Below are 21,004 nucleotides of genomic sequence, written 5' to 3'. Positions count from 1 at the left end.
GGGCCGCCACTCATTCCTGAGACTGGCGCGCGAGTTCCCGGACGAGGACACTGCCGTTCATGGCGAGCACCCCACCGGAGAGCATCGCGCCCCTGTGGCGCCGCGCGTGCGAGGCGGCCATCGCGTTCCGCCACGACGTGCCCCACCGCGCGGCCGCTCCACAGGACGACTACGCCGCCTCGCTGGCCGGCTTCGAGGCCGACCTTCCGGAGGCGGGCAGCGATCCGTCCGACGTCCTCGGCGACCTCGTGCGGCTCGCCGACCCGGGACTCATGACGCCGACCGGCCCCCGCTTCTTCGGTTGGGTCATCGGCGGCTCGCACCCGGCGGGCGTCGCGGCGGACTGGCTCACGAGTGCATGGGGCCAGAACGCCGGCAACCACGAGGCGTCACCCGCAGCCTCGGCCGCCGAGACGGTCGCGTCCCGCTGGCTGCTCGAGCTGCTCGACCTCCCCCGCGAGGCCTCGATCGGCTTCGTCACCGGTGCGACGATGGCGAACTTCACGGGCCTCGCCGCCGCCCGCAGCGCGGTCCTCGACGACGTCGGGTGGGACGTCGAGCGCGACGGCCTCTTCGGTGCGCCACCCATCACGGTTCTCATCGGCGAGGAGGCCCACGCGACCGCGTATGCCGCGCTGCAGCTCCTCGGACTCGGTCGCGAGCGCGTCGTGACGCTCCCCGTCGACGACCAGGGACGCATCGTCGTCTCGTCCGCTCTCGAGGCCATCGCCGCGCTCCACCGGCCCGCCGTCGTCGTGCTCCAGGCCGGCCAGCTCAACACGGGAGGTTTCGACGACTTCGCGACGCTCGTGCCCGCCGCCAAGGCCGCGGGGGCGTGGGTGCACGTCGACGGTGCGTTCGGGCTCTGGTCGCGCATTTCCCCGCGGACCCGGGCGCTCACCGAGGGCGTCGACGGCGCGGACTCGTGGGCGGTCGACGGCCACAAGTGGCTCCAGACGCCCTACGACTGCGGCTACGTCGTCGTGCGCGACGACGCCCTGCACCAGCGGGCGATGACGATCGCGGCGAGCTACCTCCCCGTCTCCGAGACCGGCGAGCGAGACCCGTCGCACTACGTGCCCGAGCTCTCGCGCCGGGCACGGGGCTTCGCGACGTGGACGATGGTCCGCACGCTGGGCCGTGAGGGGATCGTCACCCTCGTCGACCGGCACTGCGCCCTGGCGCGGCTCGTGGCCGACCTCCTGCGCGGGCAGCCGGGCATCGAGGTGCTCAACGACGTCGTCCTCAACCAGGTCCTCGTCCGCTTCGGGTCGGACGCCGACGACGACGAGGGTGACCGCCGCACCCGGGAGACGATCGCCCGGGTCCGCGCCGACGGCGTCTGCTTCGTCGGCGGCACCTCGTGGCGCGGGCGGGAGGCGATGCGCTTCTCCGTCATCGGGTTCGAGACCGACGAGAACGAGGCGCGCCGGAGCGCGGAGGCGGTCGTCACGGCATACCGGGCGGTGACGGCGAGCCCATGACATGTGACCATTTGGTCACACAATGGAGGGATGCACGAGGAGCAGGTGGTCTTCCGGGCGCTCGCCGACCCGACCCGCCGGGCGCTGTTCGACGCGCTCTTCGCCGAGGACGGGCAGACGGTCGGTCAGCTCGTCGCGCTCTTCCCGGCGGTGACCCGCTTCGCGGTGATGAAGCACCTCACCGTCCTCGAGGAGGCCGGCCTCGTGACGACCGAGAGGGTCGGCCGCGAGAAGCACCACCACCTCAACCCCGTCCCCATCGCGCAGATCGCCGACCGCTGGGTCAGCAAGTACGCGCAACCCTTCACCCGCGCCCTGCTCGACGTCCGGAGCGCCGCGGAGGGCATCCACTCACGCCACGAGGAGCAGCCATGACCGACCGGCACGTCTAATCCGGGCCGACGTCGAGGAGGTGTGGCGCGCGCTCACCGACCCCGAGTCGACGCGGCAGTACTTCCACGCGACCCACTGGACCTCCCCGCCCGTCGCGGGAGAGGCGTTCGAGACCCACCTGCCCGACGGCAGCGTCGCCGTCGAGGGCGTCGTGGAGGAGGTCGACCCGCCGCACCGCCTCGTCCACACGTGGCATCCCCTCTACGACGACGAGCTCGCCGCCGAGCCACCGAGCCGCGTCTCGTGGGAGCTCAGCGACCTCGGTCGTGGTCGCACAAGGCTGCGGCTCGTCCACGACCGGCTCGACGGCAGCCCGCTCACTGCCGAGAACGTCCGCGATGGCTGGACCGCGATCCTCGAGTCGCTCCGCTCGCTCCTCGAGACCGGCGCCCCGCTCCCCCGGCAGACGAGCGTCTGAGCCACCCTGCAGGCGAGCGCGGGGGTGGCCCGGCGGAGCCCCCGCCCCAACCGCTTCGACCCATGGCGCCGGAACCTCGCTGTCCCTAGTCTCGGGGGTGGGCCGACCGCGCGAGGGTCGTCCGGTCCGCCCGTGGAGCAGCGATGATCGGTGACCACACGCCCGTCCCCACCCTCGGTGTCAAGGACCTCGGCAAGGCACGGGAGTTCTACGAGGGCGTCCTCGGCCTCGAGCCCGGACCCGACATGCCCGGCGGCGTCGCCTACAAGGCGGGCTCGGGTGGCCTCTTCGTCTACGAGTCCGAGTTCGCCGGCACCAACCAGGCGACGGCGATGATGATGGAGCTGCCGGAGGACCAGTTCGACGACCACATCTCCGACCTGCGCGGCAAGGGCGTCTCGTTCGAGACCTACGACATGCCCGAGACCGAGTGGCAGGACGGGGTCGCCACGATGAACATGGGCGACTCGTCGTTCCGCAGCGTCTGGTTCAAGGACCCCGACGGCAACATCCTCAACCTCGGCACCGGCATGGGGTGAGAACGCCGTATGCCGTCCGCCCCAAGGGCGGACGGCATACGAGCAGCGTTGCGGCACACGGCCGCTCGGCTCAGAGCGTGACCGGGCTCAGAGGTTGATCATGTGCCCCGCGATGCCCTCGATGGCCTCCTTGACCGACTCGGACAGCGTCGGGTGCGCGAAGACGTTGCGCGCGACCTCGTCGGCGGTGAGGTCCCACTTCTGCGCGAGCGTCAGGACCGGGAGGAGCTCGGTGACGTCGGGGCCGATCATGTGCGCGCCGAGGATCTCGTTGTGCTTCGCGTCGGCGACGATCTTGACGAAGCCGACCGCGTCCCCGAGGCCCATGGCCTTGCCGTTGGCGCTGAACGGGAACTGCGCGGTCTTGACGTCGTAGCCCTTCTCCTTCGCCTGTGCCTCGGAGTAGCCGAACGAGCCGATCTGGGGGTGGCAGTAGGTCGCTCGCGGGACGAAGTCGTACTCGACCGGCATCGTCTCGGCGCCGGCCATCGTCTCGGCGGCGACGACGCCCTGGGCCTCGGCGACGTGGGCGAGCATGAGCTTGCCGGTGACGTCGCCGATGGCGTAGACGTTCTCGACGTTGGTGCGGCAGTAGTCGTCGATCTCGATCGCGCCGCGGTCGGTGACCTTGACGCCGGTCGCCTCGAGGCCATACCCCTCGAGTCGGGGTGCGAACCCGATGGCCGAGAGGAACTTGTCGGCCTCGAGGACCTGCGCGTCGCCGCCGGCTGCCGGCGAGACGGTGACCTTGACGCCCGAGCCGGTGTCCTCGACGCCGTCGACCTTGGTCGAGAGCATGACCTTGACGCCGAGCTTCTTGTAGTGCTTGAGCAGCTCCTTGGACACGTCGGCGTCCTCGGTCGGCACCATGCGGTCGAGGAACTCGACGATCGTCACGTCGACGCCGAAGTTCTTCATGACGTAGGCGAACTCGACGCCGATGGCGCCCGAGCCGGCGATGACGATGGAGCCGGGCAGCTCGTCGGTGAGGATCTGCTCCTCGTAGGTGACGACGTTCTTCGAGACCTGCATGCCCGGGAGCATGCGGGTCACGGCGCCCGCGGCGATGATGAGCTTGTCGAACGTGATCGAGCGCTTCTCGCCGGAGTTGAGCGCGACGTCCATCGAGGTCGGGCTGGTGAGCGTGCCCCAGCCGTCGATCTCCTCGATCTTGTTCTTCTTCATGAGGAAGTGGACGCCCTTGACGATGCCGGCCGACACCTGACGCGAGCGCGCGTGGGTCGGGCCGAACGACATCGTCGCGTCGCCCTCGATGCCGAACTTCGCCTTGTCGTGCTGGAGCACGTGCGCGAGCTCGGCGTTCTTGATGAGCGCCTTGGACGGGATGCACCCGACGTTGAGGCAGACGCCTCCCCAGTACTTGCTCTCCACGACGGCGGCCTTGAGACCCAGCTGCGAGGCGCGGATCGCCGCGACGTAGCCACCGGGTCCGGCACCGAGAACGACAACATCGAAGTCAGCCATGGGGCAGAGCCTAGTTGTATGCCGTCCGCCCCCGTCGCGCTCCCCCGTCACCTCCGGCCCCCCGTTCGACTTCTTGCCCCGCTGGGACACTGACGCGGGCGCCTTGCGCCGAGGGCCGTGTCCCATCCGGGCAAGAAGTCGAGGTCTCAGCGCGGGAGGAGCCGGAGAGCGTCGTGGACCGCGCGCGCGACCGGCGCGGCGGTCTCGCTGCCGTGGCCGCCCTGGCTCACGGCGACCGAGACGGCATACCGCGGCCTGTTCGCCGGGGCGTACGAGAGGAACCACGAGGTGTCGGAACGGTCAAAGACCTCGGCCGTGCCCGTCTTGCCGGCGACGGGCCAGTCGGCGGGCATGCCCCGGAAGGCCTGTGCCGCCGTGCCGCTGACGACGACCGCCCTCAGCCCAGACCGCACGTAGGCGCCGACATCGCTGCGCAGCGCTGCCCGGTGCGAGGCGCCCGCGGGAACCGGCTCGGCCGAGCCGCTCACCGGGTCGACGACCCGCACGCCGACCCGGGGCTCGCGCACGGTGCCGCCGTTGGCGATGGCCGCGTAGGCGACCCCCATCTGCAGCGGGGTCGTGGCGACGTCGCCCTGTCCGATGGAGAAGTTCGCGGCGTCTCCGGCGCGGAACTGGGCACCGCTCTCGCAGTTCTCCCTCGCGAGCGCGGTGAGGTAGGTCGCGCGGGCCGGGTCGGTCTTCGCCACGTCGGGATAGCCGGTCCGGGCCCTGCGGCAGGTCTCGTCCTTCGTGTCCTCCCAGACCTGCCGCTTCCACGACCGGTCCGGGATGCGCCCGGCGGTCTCGCCGGGCAGGTCGATGCCGGTCCGGGCCCCGAGGCCGAAGTCGCGCACCGTCGCGATGAAGGGGTCCCGGGCGTCGCGGCCGTTCAACCCGCCGAGCGCCAGCCACGACCGGTAGGCGACGTCGTAGAAGACGGTGTCGCACGAGACCTCGAGCGCACGGTGGAAGGTGATCGGGCCGTAGCCGCGGGACTCGAAGTTGCGGAAGGAGCGGTTGCCGATGCGATAGCTCGACCCGCACTCGTAGGTCCGGGTGAGCGGGTTGCCTGCCGCCACGGCGGCAGGCACGCTGAGGGCCTTGAGCGTGGAGGCGGGTGCCATCGCCGAGCCCGTCACCCGCGACAGCAGCGGCGTCCCGGCTCCGGGTGCCGTGAGCGCGGCATAGCTCTTCGCCGAGATGCCGCCGGTCCACACGTCGGGGTCGTAGGTCGGCGCGCTCGCCGAGGCGACGACCTGGCCGGTCGCCACGTCGAGGACGACGGCCCCGCCCGAGTCGGCGGGCAGGCCGCGTTTGCGGGCCGCGGCCATCTCGCGGGCGAGCGCCTTCTCGGTCGCGGCCTGCACCCCCGCGTCGAGGCTCGTCACCAGGTCGCGGCCCGGCACGGGATCCACCCGCGAGACGACACCGGTGACGAGGCCCCGCGAGTCGACCGACACGACGGTCCGGCCCGGAGTCCCCCGCAGCACCGCGTCGTACTGCTGCTCCAGCCCGGCGCGGCCGACGAGGTCGTCTGCGGTCACCGCACCGTTCGACGCCGCCACCTCCTTCTCGGTGGCGCGACCGAGGTAGCCGAGGACGTGGGCGGCGTTGACGCCGGACGGCGCCGGGTAGCGGCGCACCGGCACCGCCTCGACGGCGATGCCCGGGAACCGGGCGGGCTGCTCGACGAGGCTGAGTGCCCGTTGCGGGTCCACTCCGCTCGCGACCGGGATCGGCACCTGGGGTGACCCGGCCCAGCACGCCGGCGCCCTCGGCGCCCCGGCCTCCCCGCACAGGTGCGTGCGACCGACGAGCTCCTCGACCGGACGGCCCACGACCTCGGCGACGCGGGCGAGCAGGGCCCTCGCCCGGTCGGGGCTGTCGGCGACGACGCGGCGCTCGAGCGTGACGACCGTGACCGAGGTGTTGTCGGCGAGCGCGCGGCCGGACCGGTCGAGGATCCGGCCACGCACCGCTGGCACGACGACCTCGCGCGTGTTGAGCTCGGCCGCGGCTGCGGTGTAGTCGGCGTGCTCGGTGAGCTGGACCTGCCCGAGGCGCCCGAAGAGGACGACGAAGAGGAGCCCGACGACGGCGGCCACGGCGACGAACCGGCCCTGGTGGCCGGACCCGTCGCGCGGGCGCAGCCCGACGTCGGTCACGCGAACCGCCGCCTCTCCGACCGCCGCTCGACGGCGCTGACCAATGGCACGACGACGAGCCCGACGGTCGCCGTGGCGAGGACGCGCAGCGCCGAGGACAGCACGTCGACCGGCACTCCCTGCGCGAGCGCGAGTGCTCCGCGCACGACCTCGAGCCCGCTGGCCACGCCCGCGATGACGAGCACGACCCACACCACCGAGACCGGTCCGGGACGGCGCAGCGCCCCGACAGCGAGGCCGCACACGGCATACAGGAGGGCCTGGGTGCCGAGGACGGCGGAACCAGGAGGAAGGAGGTCGAGGAGCCAGCCGCCGACGAGGCCGGTGAGCAGTCCCGTGCGCGGGCCGGCGCGCAGCGCCGCGGACGCGACGACCACGAGGAGGAGGTCGGGCAGCGGTGAGAGGTGCCGGGCGGCGAGCGTCACGCCGAGGACCGCCCCGAGGAGCAGCAGCGTCGCTCGCACGAGGGCGCCCGCCGGCGTCACGACGTCCCGCCTGATGTCCCGCCCGACGTGCCGCCGGTGACCGCCGCCCGCGGCGTCGACCGGGGCGGGCTGAGCAGGACGCCGACGACCGAGAGGGTGCCCACGTCGACGGCCGGCTCCACCGTGCCGGACGGCGCGAGCCGTCCCCGCTGCGGCTCGACGGCGGTGATCCGACCGACGAGGACGCCGGGCACGAACGGCCGACCGTCGACGCTGCCGAGGGTTCGGACCTCGTCGCCCACGGTGAGCGTGCCGGTCTGGACGAGGGTGAGCCCGAGCTCGCCGGCGTCACGTCCCGTCGCGGCGGCCGTGGCCCCGCCGACCGTCGCGAGCGCACCCGCGCCGCCCACCCGGGCACCGATGACGACCTCGGGACCGCCGACGACGAGGACGTCGCTCGTCCACGGCGCGACCGAGGCCACGCGACCGACGAGCCCGCCCGACGCCACGACCGTCCGGTCGACGTCCACCCCGTCGCGGCTGCCGACGTCGATGGTGAGCCGGACGACACCCTGTGGACCGGGGGCACCCACCCCGACGACCCTGGCGGGCACGACCCGCGCCCCGGCGGTCGATGGCGAGGCCAGCAGCGCCGACAGCTCGGCCGACTCGCGCCCGGCCACCTCTGCCTGGCGCAGGGCACTCTGCAGCTCCTCGTTGTCGCGTCGCAGCTCGTCCTCGTCGGCCCGGCCCGACGGCGCGAGCACCCGCTCGAGCGGACCCAGCACGGTCGCCGCCCCGCGGCGCAGCAGACCCGTCCCCGGGCCGCCGAGGAGGTCGACGACGAGCAGCGCGCAGGTCACGACGACGGCGAGCGCGACGAGGCGACGCCGGCGCCGGTCGGCCGCGTCGCCCCTCACAACCGGCGGTTGTCGACGAGGACGCGGTGCAGGGTGTCGAACTCCTCGACGCAGCGACCCGCGCCGCGCGCCACGGCCCGCAGCGGGTCCTCGGCGACGGCGACGGGCACGCCGAGCTCGTGGCGCATCCGCTCGGCGAGCCCGCGCAGCAGCGCTCCCCCACCGGTGAGGGTGATGCCGCGGTCCAGGATGTCGCCGGCGAGCTCGGGCGGGCAGACGTCGAGGACGGCGCGGGCGAGCTCGACCATCTGGAGCACGGGCCCCTCGATGGCGCGGCGGACCTCGCCCGACGAGATCGACACGGTCTTGGGCAGCCCGGTGACGAGGTCGCGCCCGCGGACCCGCTCGCTCAGCTCCTCGCGCAGCGGGAAGGCCGACCCGACGGCGACCTTGATCTGCTCGGCGCTGCGCTCGCCGAGGAGCAGCGAGTACTCCGACTTCACGTGGGCGATGATCGCCTCGTCGACCTCGTCGCCGCCGGTGCGTATCGACCGGCTCGTCACGATGCCGCCGAGGCTGATCACGGCGACGTTGGTCGTCCCTCCGCCGAGATCGACGACCATCGACGCCTTGGTCTCCTCGATGGGCAGCCCGGCACCGATCGCGGCCGCCATCGGCTCCTCGATGACGTGCACCCGGCGCGCCCCGGAGCGCAGCGTCGAGTCCTCGAGGGCCCGCCGCTCGACGCTCGTGATGTCGCTCGGCACGCAGACGACCATCCGCGGCCGGAAGACCCGCGAGGGCGAGACCTGGTCGACGAAGTAGCGCAGCATCCGCTCGGTGACGTCGGCGTCGGAGATGACGCCGTCGCGCAGCGGCCGAACGGCGGTCACCGAGTCCGGCGTGCGACCGAGCATCTCCTTGGCGCGGTGGCCTGCGGCGAGCAGCTCGGACGTGCCCGTGCGGACGGCGACGACCGAGGGCTCGTCGAGGACGACCCCGCGGCCCCGCTCGTGGATGACGGTGTTGGCGGTCCCGAGGTCGATGGCGAGGTCGCGCCCGCCCATCCACCGGTCCCATCCAGCCACGTTCGCGATGCTACGCGCGGACCCGTGGCGCTCCCGGACCTGACACGCGCGTCGGGCACACCCACTGCGTCCGGCAGGGTGACGGCCTGACCCCCAGAGTTGCGGACGCAAGCGTCGGCGAGCGGACGGCATACCCGCTGCGTCCGGCGAGGTGACGCCCTGGCCCCCATCGTTGCGGACGCGACAGGCCACAGACGGAGGTGTGCCGGCCGCGCACGATGCGCGGCCGGCACACCTCCTCGTTCGGTCAGGCGGAGGTCACTCGTTGCTGGAGGCGACCTTCGCGCGGTTGCAGGGGTTGCCGACGTCGACGCTCTGGCCGCGGTCGACGACGATGCTGCGGTTGCCGACCATCTTGCCCTGCTTGTTGGTGCAGGTCAGGTTCCACGACTCCTTGACGCCGGTGACGATCGCCGGGTCGGGCGGCAGGAACGACATCGTGCCGGTCCAGTCGGCCGTGGCCCCGTTGGCGTAGTTGACCGCCTCGACGCGGTAGCCGCCGGGCACCGGGTCGAGCGCCGTCGCCACCTCCGGGTTGGCCAGGGTGGCGGCCGAGGCCACCTGGTTGCCCTCGGCGTCGTAGATGTAGAAGTCCCAGTCGGTGACGGGGTCGGGGTTCGGGCCGGGCCATCCGAAGGTGAAGACGACCTTGCCGTTGTCGTAGGTCGGCAGGCCCTGGATCGAGACGTTCGTGAACTCGGACCCGTTGACGGCCGGCACACCTGCCGGGTTCGCGATGGGGCTGCTCGGCTGGGTCGGCGCGACGGGGTCGCGCCCGTAGCGACCGGCGACGAGCGGCCGGGTCGACGGGTTGACCGCCCACGAGAACGCGCCTCCCTTGCCCTTGAGCGACGAGGTGAGGACGTCGGTGTAGGGGATCGGGTCCGTCGTCGCACCGCCGGGCTGGATGACCGGTGAGGTCATGCCCTGGTAGGTCTTGCGGATCGTCAGGGTCGTGTTGGCCGGGGCCTTGCCCGTGATCGTCGAGTGCAGCTCGGGGTTGCGGGCCGCCTCGGCGGCGTCGTAGTAGGCCTCGCGGTTGCCACCCTTGCCCGCACCGGCGGCCGGGGCGAGACCCATGTACTCGGCGACGACGCCTGTCTGGAACGGCGGGTGGAAGCCCTCAGTGCCGATCTCGAAGGTGAAGCCGAAGCCGCCGGTGTTCCAGTAGCTCCAGTCCTCGGTCGAGCCGGAGGTGTCGTAGAGGCCGAACGACGGGATGTTGGCGTAGTCGTTGTGCTCGGCGAACTGTGCCCCGAGGGCGCTGTAGGCGATCTCGTCGGGGCTGAACCCGGTCGAGGCGAGCGACGGCGGCCGGAGCACGAGGTTGCTGTAGGTGTGGTTGGTGATGAGGGTCGTCACCTGGCGGCTGCTGATGAGCTTGCGGACGGCGTCCACCTCGGGCTCGCTGCCGGGGCCGTCACCGCGGTAGGTGTCGCTGCTCCAGCTCGTCGACGCACCGGGGCCGCCCCAGAAGCCGGGGTAGTTGCGGTTGGGGTCGGTGCCGCGCAGGCGTCCTGCGCGGTTGTCGGCGCACGTGCCCGTGGTGTAGAGCGCGGGCGTCTTGGCGCTGATAGAGCAGTTCTTGCGCTTCATCTCGTAGTCGAACTGGCTGAAGTTGCCCAGCGGCGCCGCGCTGCGCGAGATCTGGAACCCGTCGACGTTAACGACCGGCACGACGATGGTGCGCATGTCGCGCAGCAGTCCGGCGTTGCGGGCGTCGCCACTCTCGAGGAGGTCGTAGGCGAACTCCATCGCGTGCTCGGACGACGGCCACTCGCGTGCGTGGTGCGCGCCCATGATGAGGAAGACCGGCTTGCCGTCGCTGGTGTTGGCCGCGCCGTCGGTGATCTCGATGCCGTTGATCGGCTTGCCGAGGACGGACGCGTTCGCGAGGGTGAGCGGCTTGACCTTGGTGGGGTGCTTCGCGGCCAGCGCCGTCATCTCGTCGTTGTAGTCCGCGAGGGTGCGGTAGCCCGTGCGGCCGCTCGGCAGCTCGGACTCGGCGACGCTCGTCGCGTAGGCCTTGTCCTTCTGCGCGTTCGCACGCTCGACGGCGGCGAGGTCGGCGACCTTCACCGTCCACTTCTTCCCGGCCGCGCGCAGCCGGGCGACGTCGGCCGCGCCGTGCAGCACGACGTCGACGCCGTGCTCGTCGGCGTGCTCGGTGGTGTCGAGACCGAGGGCGTCGACGGCCGAGCGCTCCTTCTGGGTTGCCGCGTGGACGGTGACGATCTGCACCTTCTCGTCCTGGGCCGCCGGATGCGGCGCCGCGGTCGCGACTCCGGCTCCGGCGAGGCCGGCGGCCACGAGCGCGAGCGCCGAGACCACCCCCGGCCCGACTCGGGTGATCCTCATGCTGGCTCCTTGGGTGAAGGGATGCGCGGACGCCGTCGTCCGCGCGAGCCTCAACCTAGGGCGATACTCGCGAGTCCGCTCGGCGAGCGCTCCCGGCCCCGGACGCAGGTATGCCGGCCGCTCCGGGTCCCACGCTCTGCGTGGGCGGTGAGCGGCCGGCATACCGGGGAGGTCTGTCGGGTCAGAGCTCGGGGAACCAGATCGCGATCTCGCGCTCGGCGGACTCCGGGGAGTCGGAGCCGTGGACGATGTTCTTCTGGACCTTCTCGCCCCAGTCGCGGCCGAGGTCACCGCGGATGCTGCCAGGCGCGGCCTCGGTCGGGTTCGTCGCACCGGCGAGGGCGCGGAAGCCGGGGATGCAGCCCTGGCCCTCGATGACGGCGGCGGTCACCGGCCCGGACGACATGAACTCGAGGAGCGGCTCGTAGAACGGCTTGCCCTCGTGCTCGGCGTAGTGGCGGGCGAGGTTCTCACGGGTGGGGGTCGTCACCGCGAGCGCGACCAGGGTGTAGCCCTTGGCCTCGATGCGACGCAGGACCTCCCCGGAGAGGCCGCGGGCGTAGCCGTCGGGCTTGACGAGGACGAGGGAGCGTTCGGAAGTCACGCGGGCCAGCCTAGCGAGCGGCCTCGGCGTCGCTCTCCCGGGCCGCCATCATCGCGTCGACCTGCTGGCCCTTGACGAGGCAGAGCACCCAGAGGCCGGTGAAGACGAGCCCGACGCCGATCATCGCCGGGACGACGACGGCGCTGGCCCACGTGAGCACCTGGACGAGCCAGCCGAGCGGCAGGCCGATCGGCGAGCGCATGAGCCCGGCGGTGACGAAGGCGAACACCCCGAGGGCCACGCCGAGCCAGAGCAGCGTCTGGGCGTTGTCCGCACCCTCGGCGAGCGCCGTGGCGCGGGCGACGAGCGCCCCGAGGAGGATGACGAGACCCTGGCCGCCGAGGACCGACGCCAGCATCCGCCACGTGAAGGTGCCGGTCGTGCCGGTGAGCGGGAGGCGGCTCATCCGCGCTTCCACTCCCGCACGTCGATCGCCGCCTTCGCCGCCTCTGCGGGCGCCCGCGTCGCCTGACGGTAGAGCTTGACCGCGGTCGCCTTCCTGTCGTGCGAGAGCGCGAGGTCGATGGACTGCTGCACCTCGAGCGGGAGGTCCTCGACCGGCCGGAAGCTCACCTTGTCGCCGCGCGCGCTGTCACGGAAGCGCGTGACGAGCCAGAACACCACCGCCACGACGGCGATGATGACGACGAGCCTGGCGATGGGGTGCATGGCACGAGGGTATGCCGGGTGCGCTGGTTGGATGGACGGGTGCCCCTCCCAGCCGACTCGTCTCACCCTCCCGCGCGCTTCGAGATTCCCGCCGGAAGTGGGTTGATCGGGGTTCGCAGCACCAAGGAGGTCCAGTGAAGTCCGAGCAAGCCACTGGCAGCGTCGCCTCCACGCTTCGGCGGCTCGTGCTCACCGTCGCCGGGCTCAACTTCGCGTGGTTCTGGGTCGAGGTCGCCGTGGCCCTCGCGATCGGGTCGGTGGCACTCTTCGCCGACAGCGTCGACTTCCTCGAGGACACGGCGATCAACGTGCTCATCGCGCTGGCGTTGGGGTGGGGTGCTCGGCATCGCGCCATCGCCGGCAAGGTCATGGCGGGGATCCTTCTCGTGCCCGCGGCCGCGGCGGTCTGGCAGGCAGTGGCGAAGTGGGGGGACCCCACACCGCCCGACGTCGGGTGGCTGGCCGCGACGGCCGGGTCCGCCGCGGTCGTCAACGGGGTGTGCGCGTGGCTGCTGGCGCGGGTGAGGACGTCGGGCGGGAGCCTGTCTCGCGCGGCCTTTCTCTCCGCTCGCAACGACGTCCTCGTCAACGTGGCGATCATCGCGATGGCGCTCGTGACGCTGTGGTCCGGGTCGGGCTGGCCTGACCTCGTGCTCGGCCTCGGGGTCGTCGCGCTCGCGCTGCACTCCGCGATGGAGGTGTGGGAGGTGGCGAGCGAGGAGCACCTCGCCGCCAAGGCTCTCGCCGGCGAGGACATCGACTGAGGGCGTTCTGGATGCACCCCCTGCGTCCGGCACGGTGACGGCCAGGCCACCAGAGTTGCGGACGCAAGCGGGAGCGAGCTGCCCGGCATACCTCTGCGTCCGCCACGGTGACGGCCAGGCCACCAGAGTTGCGGACGCAAGCCTCCGTGCGGGCTCAGGCGTCGGTGACGCCGAGAAGCATCCGAACCTCGGCCGCGGTGACGACCGATCCCGTCGCGAGCACTCCCCCGCCGACGCCGCCCTGGTCGGCGAGGGCGGCCGCCTGGTCGAGCGCGTCGGGCAGGTCCTCGACGACCGTGACGCGTGAGTCCCCGAAGACACCGCGGGCGATCTCGGCGAGGTCGTTCGGGCGCATCGCCCGCGGCGAGGTCGTGCGCGAGACGACGACCTCGTCGAGCACCGGCTCGAGGACCTCGAGCATCTCCGTCGCGTCCTTGTCCTTGAGGATCGCGATGACGCCGACGAGCCGGGTGAAGGTGAACGCCTCGTTGAGCCCGTCGCGCAGCGCCCTGGCACCCGCTGGGTTGTGGGCGGCGTCGACGAGCACGGTCGGGCTGCGGCGGACGACCTCGAGCCGGCCGGGCGACGTCGCCGCGGCGAGTCCGGCCTTGAGCACCTCGAGGTCGAGCGGCTGCTCGCCTCCACCGAGGAACGCCTCGACCGCGGCGATCGCGACGGCGGCGTTCTGCGCCATGTGCGTGCCGTGGAACGGCAGGAAGAGGTCCTCGTAGGTGGCCGCGAGACCGCGCACGGTGAGCGCCTGCCCACCGACCGCGACGTCCGCGGCCTCGATCCCGAACTGCTCACCCTCGACGGCGAGCTGCGCACCGACCTCCTCCGCCCGGTCGCGCAGGATTGCCGACACGGCCGGGTCGGCCTGGAGCGCGGAGACGGCGATGCCGTCGGCCTTGATGATCCCGGACTTCTCGAGGGCGATGTCCGGCTCGGTGTTGCCGAGGAAGTGCTGGTGGTCGAGGGCGATCGGGGTGATGACCGAGACGGTGCCGTCGGCGACGTTGGTCGCGTCCCAGCTGCCGCCCATGCCGACCTCGACGATGGCGACGTCGACCGGGGCGTCGGCGAACGCGGCATAGGCGACGGCGACGAGCACCTCGAAGTAGGTCATCCGCGGGCCGCCCTCGGCGACCGAGCGGGCGTCGACGATGTCGACCAGGTCGATGACCTCGTCGTAGGCCGCGAGGAACTTCTCTGCCTCGATGTTGCGGCCGCCGATCGCGATCCGCTCGAGCATCGTGTGGAGGTGTGGCGACGTGAATCGTCCTGTGGTGAGCCCCATCTCGCGCAGAATGGACTCGACGACGCGGGCCGTCGTGGTCTTGCCGTTCGTGCCGGTGAGGTGGATGACGCGGAACGTGTGCTGCGGGTCTCCCGCCAGCTCCATGACCGCGCTGATGCGGTCCAGCGACGGCTCGAGGTCGTGCTCGGGAGCCCGGGCGAGGATCGCCTCCTCGACCTCGCGCAGCCGCTTCATGATGTCGAGGTTGCGAGCAGCCTCGCGCTGGGAGGAGTCGGGAGCCGGTGCCATGCGGCCATTGTCCCGGACTTCTTGCGCAGCAGCGACGCCGAGGGTGCCGATCCGGCCCTCCGGACGTCGCTGCTGCGCAATCAGTCGGTGGGAGTCAGTCGAAGGAGGCGCCGTCGAAGTCCCCCGGCGTGTACTCCCGGGGCTCGACGAGCACCATCCAGTTGCCCGAGTTGTCGCGCATGAGCGCCTCGACGCCGTAGGGCCGGTCCTCGGGCTCCTGGAGGAACTCGACGCCCTTGCCCTTGAGCTCCTCGACCGTGCGGCGGCAGTCGTCGACGTGCAGCCCGACGCCGGGCAGCCCGCCCTCGAGCTGAGCCCGCTGCATCGCCGCGATGAGGTCGTCCGAGAGCGGCTTGCTCGGAGTCGTGAGGTGCAGCGAGAGCTCGGGCTGCGAGGGATGGGTCACGGTGACCCAGCGGAAGTCCTCCCCCAGCGTGATGTCGTCGCCGGCGGCGAAGCCGAGGACATCGGTGTAGAAGGCGAGGGACTCGTCGAGGTCCTTGACCCAGACGGACACGAGGCTGACGTTGGTGATCATGCGACCGACCGTAGGCGTCAGCTCGCGCTCGGCGCTTCTCCCGGATTGCTCCGTATGCCGTCCGCTCCCCCGCCGGGCCCGTCGCGCCTCTCGACGAGGCCGGCCATGAAGACCCAGCAGCCCGGGATGCGTGGGGCGCCGCGGACGGCATACCGGGTCTGGAAGGCGCTGGGAGTCTCGCCGACGATCTCGCGGAAGCGGGTCGAGAACGACCCGAGGCTCGAGTAGCCGACGGCGTGGCACACCTCGGTGACGGTGAGGTTCGTCGTCCGCAGGAGGTCCTGCGCGCGTTCGACCCGGCGCTCGCCGAGGTAGGCGAGCGGCGTCGTGCCGTAGACGGCAGCGAACGACCGGAGGAAGTGGAACTTGCTCAGCCGTGCCGTCGCGGCGAGGGCGTCGAGGTCGAGGTCCTCCGCGAAGTGCCGGTCGATGTGGTCGCGAGCACGACGGAGATGGATGAGCACGTCGCCGGGGACGCGTCTCACGGGTTCGGGCACGCGACCACCCTAGGCGTTCTGCCCCACCGCCGACGACGGCTCACGGGTCGCGACGATGACGTGCCAGGCGAGGCCTCGGTGGAGGTGACGCGCGCTGAAACCGTTGTCCCGCAACGTCGCCAGCATCGTGGAGGGAGGGTGGGCGAACGTACGGTACTCGCGCCCGAGGGCGCGCATGACGACGTTCTGCGACGCGAGCATCGCGCGCGAGACGACGTTGCGCGGCGGGTGGCTCAGCACGACCGACCGCCGTGCGTGAGCGGCAGCAGCCGTGAGCAGCCGCTCGGCGTCCGGGTAGCAGCAGACGACACGGTGCAGCACGACGGCGTCGGCCGGCGGCGCCACGGACGGGTCCACGGCCACGTCCCCCATCCGGCGGTCGACGCGGTCGGCGACCCCGTGCTCGCGCGCGAGCTCGGCCGCCTCGCCGTCGTAGGCGGGGCTCAGCTCGAGGTTCGTCGTCGACGCGGCACCGCGCTCGAGGAGCTCGAGCTGGATCTCGCCGACACCACCACCGATCTCGAGGACGGTCGCGCCGTCGACTCCCTCGGACGCGAGCCAGTCGACCATCCGGCGCGCGGTCCGGTCGAGGCCCCGCTTCCGGTAGCGGCCCGCGACGTGCCGTGCGAACCGCGGTCCGAACACGCGGTCGCACCCTCGGGGGTCACAGCACCCTGCCACCCACCCGAGTATGCCGTCCGGCCCGGGTTTGCGAGGTCGGCTCAGGAGGGCGGCTCGGCGGGGCGCCACCCGGGCGGGCCGAAGAGGTGGCCGGCCCGGTCGCGCCACGTCCGGGCGGCGCGGACGTCGCGCACGGCGGCGAGGACTCGCCATGGCCAGCGAGAACAGCGCGAAGCAGAGGGCGAGCGCGGCGAACCGCGCCCCGAGGTTGATGACCAGCGCCCGACGCCGCTCGCGGGGTTTGCGGCCGGCTCGGGTAACCCGCGCCACACCCCGGGACCGTTTCCCGCCGTCCCCGCACAAGGGGTCCGGAGCAAGAGAACTGTTCCCTTGCTCCGGACCCCTTTCTCGCCGTCCCCGGAAAACGGTCCCGAGGAGGTATGCCGGTCAGGCGAGCTTCTTGACGAGGATGCGGACCCGCTCGCCGTCGCTGAGGTCGGCCTCGCTCACGCCGTCGCCGAGCGGCAGCGCGTCGATCGAGGGCGCCGAGCCGAACTGCGTCGCCAGCGTCTCGTCGACGATGAGCGCCTGGTGGGCGACCGTCGCCTCCCAGACCGCCTGCGAGCCCGTCACGGTGAGTGAGATGCGGTCGCTCACGTCGAGCCCGGCCTCGCGGCGCGCCTGCTGCACCGCACGGATGACGTCGCGCGCCAGGCCCTCGGCGGCCAGCTCGGGCGTGACCTCGGTGTCGAGGACGACGAACCCGCCGCCCGGCAGCACCGCGGTCGCGCGCGACCCGGCGTCACCACCGGAGACGACCGTCTCGAGCTGGTACTCGCCCTCGACGAGCTCGAGGCCACCGCTGACGACGGTGCCGTCCTCGGCCACGGACCAGTCGCCCGACTTCGAGCCCTTGATCGCCGTCTGGACCTCGCGGCCGAGGCGGGGCCCGGCGACACGCGCGTTGACGGTGAGCCGCTGGGTCACGCCGAAGTCGCTGTCGCCGACCGCGTCGAGGTCGAGCAGCGAGACCTGCCGGACGTTGACCTCGTCGGCGACGATCCCGGCGAAGTCGGTGAGCCCGGCGGCACCGGGCACGACGACGGTGAGGTCGCGCAGCGGCAGGCGCACGCGCAGCTTCTCGGACTTGCGCAGCGACGAGGCGACCGAGCAGATCGCCCGCGCCTGGTCCATCCGCTCGACGAGCTCATCGTCGGCCGGCAGTTCGTCGGCCGACGGCCAGTCGGCCAGGTGCACCGAGCGCTCGCCTGTGAGGCCGCGCCAGATCTCCTCGGAGACCAGCGGGAGCAGCGGCGCGGTGACCCGCGTGAGCACCTCGAGCGTCGTGTAGAGCGTGTCGAAGGCCGCGCGGGCATCGGCGCCCGCCTCCGAGCCCTCACCGGAACCGGTGTCCCAGAAGCGCTCCCGCGACCGTCGGATGTACCAGTTGGTGAGCACGTCGACGAACCCGCGGATCGAGTCGCACGCGCCCGCGACGTCGAGGCCGTCGAGCTGTTCGGTCGTCGTCTCGACGAGCTGGCGCAGCTTCGCGAGGAGGTAGCGGTCGAGAGGCGCGGTCGACGCGGTCGACCACTGCGCGGCATACCCCTGCTCCTCGCCGCCCTCCGAACCGGAACCGCCGCCGAACGCGTTGGCGTAGAGCGTGAAGAAGTACCAGCTGTTCCACAGCGGGATCTGGACCTGGCGCACCCCCTCGCGGATGGCCTCCTCGGTGACGACGAGGTTGCCGCCACGCAGGATCGGCGACGACATGAGGAACCAGCGCATCGCGTCGGCACCGTCGCGGTCGAAGACCTCACGCACGTCGGGGTAGTTGCGCAGCGACTTGCTCATCTTCTGGCCGTCGTTGCCGAGGACGACGCCGTGGCTGATGCACGAGCTGAAGGCGGGCCGGTCGAAGAGCGCGGTCGCGAGGACGTGCATCGTGTAGAACCAGCCGCGCGTCTGCCCGATGTACTCGACGATGAAGTCACCCGGGAAGTGGTGCTCGAACCAGTCGACGTTCTCGAACGGGTAGTGGACCTGGGCGTAGGACATCGAGCCCGAGTCGAACCAGACGTCGAGGACGTCCTCGACCCGTCGCATCGTCGACTTCCCGGTCGGGTCGTCGGGGTTCGGGCGGGTGAGCTCGTCGACGAACGGGCGGTGCAGGTCCGGGTTGCCGTCGCGGTCGCGCGGCAGGTCGCCGAAGTCGCGCTCGAGCTCCTCGAACGAGCCGTAGACGTCGAGGCGGGGGTAGGCCGGGTCGTCCGACTTCCACACCGGCACGGGGCTGCCCCAGAAGCGGTTGCGGGTGATCGACCAGTCGCGGGCGTTCTCGAGCCATTTGCCGAACTGGCCGTCCTTGACGTGCCCGGGCACCCAGGTGATGTCCTGGTTGAGCTCGACCATCTGGTCCTTGAACGCCGTGACCTCGACGAACCACGACGAGACGCCCTTGTAGATGAGGGGCTCGCGGCAGCGCCAGCAGTGCGGGTAGGAGTGGTCGTAGGTCTCGCGGCGAAGCAGGATCGTCCCGGGCGTCACCGAGCCGGTCGCTCCCTGGCCCCGGGTGGCGCCGCGCAGGTGGTCGATGATGAGCGCGTTGGCGTCGAAGACCTGCACGCCGTCGTAGTCGTCGACCGGCGCCGTGAACCGGCCGTCCTTGCCGACGGGCATGACCGCCTCGATGCCCTCGCGGTCGGTGACCTCCTTGTCGATCTCACCGAAGGCGCCGGCGGTGTGGACGACGCCGGTGCCGTCGGTCGTCGTCACGGCGTCATCGGCCGCGACGATCCGGAACGCGTTCGCGTGACCGGCGTAGTAGGAGAACGGTGGGGCGTAGGTGCGCCCGACGAGCTCGGAGCCCTTGTAGCGACCGACCACGACGGGCTCCTCGCCCAGCTCGCGGGCGTAGTGCCCGAGGCGCGCCTCGGCGAGGACGTACCGCGCCGTGCCGTCCGTCCCCGGCACCGGCGCCTCGACGACGACGTAGTCGATCTCGGAGCCGACCATCGCCGCGAGGTTGCTCGGCAGGGTCCACGGCGTCGTCGTCCACACGAGGAGGTGCGCGCCGTCGAGCACGGGGTCCGTGCCCGTCGAGTCGAGCAGGTAGCCGACGGTGACCGCCGGGTCCTGGCGCATCTGGTAGACCTCGTCGTCCATCCGCAGCTCGTGGTTGGACAGCGGGGTCTCGTCGTTCCAGCAGTACGGGAGGACGCGGAAGCCCTCGTAGATCCAGCCCTTCTCGTGCAGCGACTTGAACGCCCACAGGACCGACTCCATGAAGTCGGGGTTCATCGTGCGGTAGTCGTTGTCGAAGTCGACCCAGCGCGCCTGGCGGGTGACGTACTCGCGCCACTCGTCGGTGTAGATCATGACCGACTGGCGGCACGCGGCGTTGAACGCCTCGATCCCGAGCTCACGGATCTCGTCGGTGGTCTTGATGCCCTTGCTCCGCATGACCTCGAGCTCGGCCGGCAGTCCGTGGGTGTCCCACCCGAAGCGGCGCTCGACCCGGCGCCCGCGCATCGTCTGGTAGCGCGGCACGAGGTCCTTGACGTAGCCGGTGAGCAGGTGGCCGTAGTGCGGCAGACCGTTGGCGAAGGGCGGGCCGTCGTAGAAGACGAACTCGTTGGCGCCGTTCTCGCCGGCCTCGCGCTGCTCGACCGAGGCGCGGAAGGTGTCGTCGGCCTCCCAGTAGGCGAGGATCCGCTCCTCGATCTCGGGGAACTTCGGGCTCGGTGACACGCCTGCGGAGGGCACGCCGAGGGCTGCGCCGGGGTGGCTGGTCGAGACCTTGGGGTAGGTCATGTCGAGGGCTCCTGCGGGTCGTCGCGTCGTCGTCTGGACGAGGACGAAAGGCCTCCTGCCGTATGCCGGCCGGCTCCCTCCGCGGTACCACCTCGCTTGCCGCAGCCATGCGCCCCACGGGGGCACCCGGCATACGACCGCTCTTGTTTCCCAAGTCGTGACGTGACCCCGACGTCCGGTTCTAGTGAGCGCCACGCGAGGTGACGCCGTTCTTCCGGAGGCTCGCCGCTGATGACGGCTCGAACGCCTGTGACCTCAGTCTAGCGGCTGTCAGGAAGCACTCAGGATGGCGCTACAGTGGGGCGGTCGCCGAGCACTCGGCGGCACCAACCGCGTCCGCGGGGGGAAGCCGGTCCAAGTCCGGCGCTGACCCGCAACCGTAGGCCACCCGCGAGGGTGGCGAGCCGGACTGCCCCGCAGACGCGAGCGGCTCCAACATCACCCGTCGAGGTCACGGGACGGAGCCCGGACAGTCACTTGTGGCCGGGTCGGGCGTTCGTCACGAACCGCTCAGGAAGGCTGTCCCCCACATGCACCGCTCCTCCCTTCGCGGGCGCGTCGCGCCGCTCGCGCTGGCCGCCCTCGTCCTCGGTATGCCGGCTGCCGCCGTCGCCGAGACCACCCCGACTCCCAGCGCCAGCTCCTCCGCGAGCAGCACCTCACCGGCCAGCCCGGCCTCCCCGTCGACGGCGGCCTCGCCCTCGACGACGGCCGCGCCGCGCGTCGCATCCGGGCTG

General features: G+C 71.9%; 20 protein-coding genes. 5 read left to right on the top strand and 15 right to left on the bottom strand.

Features of this window, described 5'->3' with window-relative positions:
- Window positions 1–59 precede the first annotated feature (59 nt).
- The 4 genes from N798_RS15200 to N798_RS15185 all read left to right on the top strand — a co-directional run bounded on the left by N798_RS15200 (window position 60) and on the right by N798_RS15185 (window position 2,834).
- Complete coding sequence (locus N798_RS15200) at window positions 60–1,484, top strand: pyridoxal phosphate-dependent decarboxylase family protein (protein ID WP_035950080.1); 1,425 nt, start codon at window positions 60–62, stop codon at window positions 1,482–1,484.
- A 30-nt stretch (window positions 1,485–1,514) separates the two neighbouring features.
- Window positions 1,515–1,859: an ArsR/SmtB family transcription factor gene (locus N798_RS15195; protein WP_035950077.1), complete on the top strand. Its 345-nt coding sequence runs from the start codon at window positions 1,515–1,517 to the stop codon at window positions 1,857–1,859.
- 16 nt (window positions 1,860–1,875) lie between these two features.
- The gene (locus N798_RS15190) at window positions 1,876–2,295 is read left to right on the top strand and encodes an SRPBCC domain-containing protein (protein WP_035950075.1); all 420 of its coding nucleotides are present in this window, start codon (window positions 1,876–1,878) and stop codon (window positions 2,293–2,295) included.
- A gap of 143 nt (window positions 2,296–2,438) precedes the next feature.
- Window positions 2,439–2,834: a VOC family protein gene (locus tag N798_RS15185; protein WP_035950072.1), complete on the top strand. Its 396-nt coding sequence runs from the start codon at window positions 2,439–2,441 to the stop codon at window positions 2,832–2,834.
- A gap of 87 nt (window positions 2,835–2,921) precedes the next feature.
- Here the strand turns inward: N798_RS15185 and lpdA are convergent, their stop codons facing one another.
- From lpdA to N798_RS15140, 9 genes are all read right to left on the bottom strand, one after another.
- Window positions 2,922–4,319: a dihydrolipoyl dehydrogenase gene (gene lpdA, locus N798_RS15180; RefSeq protein ID WP_035950069.1), complete on the bottom strand. Its 1,398-nt coding sequence runs from the start codon at window positions 4,317–4,319 to the stop codon at window positions 2,922–2,924.
- 146 nt (window positions 4,320–4,465) lie between these two features.
- A complete protein-coding gene (mrdA, locus tag N798_RS15175) occupies window positions 4,466–6,484 on the bottom strand; it encodes a penicillin-binding protein 2 (RefSeq protein WP_052117427.1) in 2,019 nt (672 codons plus the stop codon).
- Complete coding sequence (gene mreD, locus N798_RS15170; RefSeq protein ID WP_035950066.1) at window positions 6,481–6,969, bottom strand: rod shape-determining protein MreD; 489 nt, start codon at window positions 6,967–6,969, stop codon at window positions 6,481–6,483. The genes mrdA and mreD overlap by 4 nt, the downstream gene beginning before the upstream one ends.
- On the bottom strand, window positions 6,966–7,829 hold the full coding sequence (mreC, locus tag N798_RS15165; protein ID WP_035950063.1) for a rod shape-determining protein MreC: 864 nt from the start codon (window positions 7,827–7,829) through the stop codon (window positions 6,966–6,968). The genes mreD and mreC overlap by 4 nt, the downstream gene beginning before the upstream one ends.
- On the bottom strand, window positions 7,826–8,836 hold the full coding sequence (mreB, locus tag N798_RS15160; protein WP_035950060.1) for a rod shape-determining protein: 1,011 nt from the start codon (window positions 8,834–8,836) through the stop codon (window positions 7,826–7,828). The genes mreC and mreB overlap by 4 nt, the downstream gene beginning before the upstream one ends.
- A gap of 279 nt (window positions 8,837–9,115) precedes the next feature.
- A complete protein-coding gene (locus N798_RS15155; RefSeq protein ID WP_035950057.1) occupies window positions 9,116–11,215 on the bottom strand; it encodes a M14 family zinc carboxypeptidase in 2,100 nt (699 codons plus the stop codon).
- Between the two features lie 181 nt (window positions 11,216–11,396).
- Window positions 11,397–11,819 (bottom strand): nucleoside-diphosphate kinase, encoded by a 423-nt coding sequence (gene ndk, locus N798_RS15150; RefSeq protein WP_035950054.1) that lies wholly within the window; start codon window positions 11,817–11,819, stop codon window positions 11,397–11,399.
- 10 nt (window positions 11,820–11,829) lie between these two features.
- On the bottom strand, window positions 11,830–12,225 hold the full coding sequence (locus N798_RS15145; protein ID WP_035950051.1) for a DUF4233 domain-containing protein: 396 nt from the start codon (window positions 12,223–12,225) through the stop codon (window positions 11,830–11,832).
- Window positions 12,222–12,488, bottom strand: a complete 267-nt coding sequence (locus N798_RS15140) for a hypothetical protein (protein WP_035950048.1) — start codon at window positions 12,486–12,488, stop codon at window positions 12,222–12,224. Before N798_RS15140 ends, N798_RS15145 begins: the two co-directional genes overlap by 4 nt.
- 134 nt (window positions 12,489–12,622) lie before the next feature.
- Between N798_RS15140 and N798_RS15135 the strand changes: the two genes are divergently transcribed.
- Entirely contained in the window at window positions 12,623–13,252 is a 630-nt protein-coding gene (locus N798_RS15135) for a cation efflux transmembrane domain-containing protein (protein WP_052117425.1), read from the top strand.
- A gap of 154 nt (window positions 13,253–13,406) precedes the next feature.
- On the opposite strand, the gene N798_RS15130 is transcribed toward N798_RS15135, so the two are convergent.
- The 6 genes from N798_RS15130 to N798_RS18495 form a co-directional block, all read right to left on the bottom strand.
- Window positions 13,407–14,798: a bifunctional folylpolyglutamate synthase/dihydrofolate synthase gene (locus N798_RS15130; protein ID WP_035950045.1), complete on the bottom strand. Its 1,392-nt coding sequence runs from the start codon at window positions 14,796–14,798 to the stop codon at window positions 13,407–13,409.
- Window positions 14,799–14,892: 94 nt separating this feature from the next.
- Window positions 14,893–15,336, bottom strand: coding sequence for a VOC family protein (locus tag N798_RS15125; RefSeq protein ID WP_035950043.1), 444 nt, complete (start codon window positions 15,334–15,336; stop codon window positions 14,893–14,895).
- A 17-nt stretch (window positions 15,337–15,353) separates the two neighbouring features.
- Window positions 15,354–15,833 (bottom strand): helix-turn-helix domain-containing protein, encoded by a 480-nt coding sequence (locus N798_RS15120; protein WP_229708305.1) that lies wholly within the window; start codon window positions 15,831–15,833, stop codon window positions 15,354–15,356.
- Window positions 15,834–15,842: 9 nt separating this feature from the next.
- A complete protein-coding gene (locus tag N798_RS15115; protein ID WP_229708307.1) occupies window positions 15,843–16,478 on the bottom strand; it encodes a methyltransferase domain-containing protein in 636 nt (211 codons plus the stop codon).
- Between the two features lie 423 nt (window positions 16,479–16,901).
- Window positions 16,902–20,267, bottom strand: a complete 3,366-nt coding sequence (gene ileS / locus N798_RS15110) for an isoleucine--tRNA ligase (protein ID WP_035950039.1) — start codon at window positions 20,265–20,267, stop codon at window positions 16,902–16,904.
- Window positions 20,268–20,766: 499 nt separating this feature from the next.
- Window positions 20,767–21,004, bottom strand: a 238-nt coding sequence (locus N798_RS18495; protein WP_035950036.1) for a hypothetical protein, incomplete at its 5' end; no start/stop codon positions are given.

Source organism: Knoellia flava TL1, assembly GCF_000768675.1.
GTDB lineage: Bacteria > Actinomycetota > Actinomycetes > Actinomycetales > Dermatophilaceae > Knoellia > Knoellia flava.
The sequence above is the reverse complement of the archived record's forward strand: the minus strand, read 5'-3'. Positions and strand labels throughout refer to the sequence as shown.

What these genes read in the sequence shown, in the direction of transcription:
- N798_RS15200 (WP_035950080.1), top strand. Translation starts at nt 60, where the DNA reads ATGGCGAGCACCCCACCGGAGAGCATCGCGCCCCTGTGGCGCCGCGCG.
- N798_RS15195 (WP_035950077.1), top strand. Translation starts at nt 1,515, where the DNA reads ATGCACGAGGAGCAGGTGGTCTTCCGGGCGCTCGCCGACCCGACCCGC.
- N798_RS15185 (WP_035950072.1), top strand. Translation starts at nt 2,439, where the DNA reads ATGATCGGTGACCACACGCCCGTCCCCACCCTCGGTGTCAAGGACCTC.
- lpdA (WP_035950069.1), bottom strand. Translation starts at nt 4,319, where the DNA reads ATGGCTGACTTCGATGTTGTCGTTCTCGGTGCCGGACCCGGTGGCTAC.
- mreB (WP_035950060.1), bottom strand. Translation starts at nt 8,836, where the DNA reads ATGGGCGGGCGCGACCTCGCCATCGACCTCGGGACCGCCAACACCGTC.
- N798_RS15155 (WP_035950057.1), bottom strand. Translation starts at nt 11,215, where the DNA reads ATGAGGATCACCCGAGTCGGGCCGGGGGTGGTCTCGGCGCTCGCGCTC.
- N798_RS15145 (WP_035950051.1), bottom strand. Translation starts at nt 12,225, where the DNA reads ATGAGCCGCCTCCCGCTCACCGGCACGACCGGCACCTTCACGTGGCGG.
- N798_RS15140 (WP_035950048.1), bottom strand. Translation starts at nt 12,488, where the DNA reads ATGCACCCCATCGCCAGGCTCGTCGTCATCATCGCCGTCGTGGCGGTG.
- N798_RS15130 (WP_035950045.1), bottom strand. Translation starts at nt 14,798, where the DNA reads ATGGCACCGGCTCCCGACTCCTCCCAGCGCGAGGCTGCTCGCAACCTC.
- N798_RS15125 (WP_035950043.1), bottom strand. Translation starts at nt 15,336, where the DNA reads ATGATCACCAACGTCAGCCTCGTGTCCGTCTGGGTCAAGGACCTCGAC.
- ileS (WP_035950039.1), bottom strand. Translation starts at nt 20,267, where the DNA reads ATGACCTACCCCAAGGTCTCGACCAGCCACCCCGGCGCAGCCCTCGGC.